Annotated in this window: 1 protein-coding gene and 1 pseudogene; one reads left to right on the top strand and one right to left on the bottom strand. The window is 73.7% G+C overall.

The genetic code is table 11. From position 1 onward, the window contains the following. A partial coding sequence (locus VGH76_RS00210) for an alpha-amylase family glycosyl hydrolase (protein WP_331554583.1) occupies nucleotides 1-1,264 on the top strand: 1,264 nt, incomplete at its 5' end. Nucleotides 1,265-1,283: 19 nt separating this feature from the next. On the opposite strand, the pseudogene VGH76_RS00205 reads toward VGH76_RS00210, so the two are convergent. After that, a pseudogene (locus tag VGH76_RS00205) lies at nucleotides 1,284-2,239 on the bottom strand (HNH endonuclease signature motif containing protein); the annotation flags it as partial.

Below are 2,239 nucleotides of genomic sequence, written 5' to 3'. Positions count from 1 at the left end.
CCACCGGCTGGGCGACCTCGAGCCGTGGCTCGACCACGCCGTCGAGCTCGGTGCCTCCGGCGTGCTCCTGGGGCCGGTGTTCGCCTCCCGCACCCACGGCTACGACACGACCGACCATTTCGCCGTCGACCCCCGTCTCGGCGATGAGGACGACCTCGTCGGGCTCTTCTCGGCGGCGCACTCCCGCGGCCTGCGGGTCGTGCTCGACGGGGTGTTCAACCACGTCGGCGAGGACTTCGCCCAGTATCGGCGCGCTCTCGCCGGCGGGCCCGGTGCCGCGGAGGCGTCCTGGTTCCGGCTGCGCTGGCCCGATCCCGAGGCTCCCGACGGCGGCGGCGCGCCTACGCACGACGCGTTCGAGGGCCACGAGGCGCTGATCGGGCTGAACCACGACGAGCCCGCGGTCGCCGACCACGTCGCGCGGGTGATGATCTACTGGCTCGATCGCGGCGCCGACGGCTGGCGTCTCGACGCCGCCTACGCCGTGCCGCCCGCGTTCTGGGCCCCGGTGCTCACCCGGGTTCGGGAGCACCACCCGGACGTCTACGTCGTCGGCGAGACGATCCACGGCGACTACGCCCGGATCGTCGCGGACTCCGGCATGGACGCCGTCACCCAGTACGAACTCTGGAAGGCGATCTGGAGCTCGCTCAACGACGGCAACTTCCACGAGCTCGCGCACGCCCTGGGCCGCCACGAGGAGTTCGTGCGCCACTTCGTCCCGCTGACGTTCGTCGGGAACCACGACGTCACCCGGATCGCGAGCCGGCTCGACGACGAGCGGCACCTCGACCACGCGCTGACGGTGCTGCTCACCGTCGCCGGGACGCCGTGCGTGTACGCCGGGGACGATCACGGCTTCCGTGGGGTCAAGGAGGAACGCGAGGGCGGGGACGACGCGGTCCGGCCGGAGTTCCCGGCCACGCCGTCCGAGCTCAGCCCGCTGGGTCTGGACATCTTCCACCGCCACCAGGAGCTGATCTCGGTCCGCCGCCGCCACCCGTGGCTGCACGACGCCCGCACCGAGGTGCTCGACGTCTCGGACTCGTTCGTGGTGCTGCGCTCCCTCCCCCGCAGCGACGACGGAGACGGGCTCGTGGTCGTGCTGAGCGTCGACGACGAGGAGCGGTCGTGGGGACTCCCCGCGGGCGTCCCGACAGCCGACGACAAGCCGGCGAGCCTCGTCGCGGGCGATGCCTCGCTCGCCGACGACGGCCGGACCGTCGTCGTGCCGCCCCACGGCTGGGCGATCGTCGGGCCCTGAGTCGCCACCGGCCGGGGTGTCAGAAGTCGGGATCGTGGTCGTAGGGGCTGGGTGGTTCTCCTTGCTGGGTGCGGTGTCGTTCGGCCATGGCGTCGGCGGTGTTGCGGGCGGCTCTGGTGATGCGGCCGTCGCGGGTGCGCCGGGGCGTGAACGGCTCCGGGGCATGGGGTGGGGGCGCGTAGATGTCGGCGGGCAGGGTGAAGGGGCTGCCGTCGGTGGGGGGTAGCGGCTCGGGCAGCGGGTCGTAGCGCTCGGGGGTGATGACGTGTCGCCGCCCGGTGGGCGCGGTCCAGACGAATGTGCCGGGGTGGGGTTGGGTGACGGTCCAGCCGGTGGTGGGGTCATGTTTGAACAGGTGGTCCGCCTCGCAGAGCACGCCCAGGTCGTCGGCCATGGTCTGGCCGCCGTCGTCCCAGGCCAGGGTGTGGTCGAGGTCGGTGCCGGTGGCTTGGCGGGTGCAGCCGGGGCAACGGCAGGTGCGGTCGCGGGCCTGGACCCAGCGGGCGAGTTCGTCGCCGGGGCGGCGTCGGTGGGCGTCGGCCCGTGAGAGCGCGGGGTGCTGCTCGGGTGGGCGGGCGCGAGCGGCCGCGAGGGCCTGCCCGGCTCGGGTGAGCAGGGTCAGCGCCCCGGGGTCGAGGACCTCGAGGCCGGTGGGTATCCCGGTGCCGGCGAGGAGGTCGTCGAGTTCTCGGGTGTGGGCGGTGAGCTCGACGATGTGGCGTCGTCGGCGGCGGTCGGCGGGTGGGGAGCCGCGGGTGGGTGGGCGGATGGTCAGCAGGTATTCGAGGTGTCCGTGGTCGTCGTAGAGCTGGAGGCGCCACGCGGTGTCGGTGCGGGTGCGGGCCCAGGCCAGGGCACGGGCGGTGGAGCTGCACACCGGGCCCTGGCCGGGGATGTCGCCGGGGCGCTGATCGAGTCCCATCACGGTGCGCAGCCCGAGCCGGATCGCGACCCGCGCCCGGAACGGCACCGCCC

The sequence above is a fragment of the Actinomycetospora sp. genome (assembly GCF_036497585.1).
GTDB lineage: Bacteria > Actinomycetota > Actinomycetes > Mycobacteriales > Pseudonocardiaceae > Actinomycetospora.
This window is presented reverse-complemented; position numbering and strand designations above follow the sequence as displayed.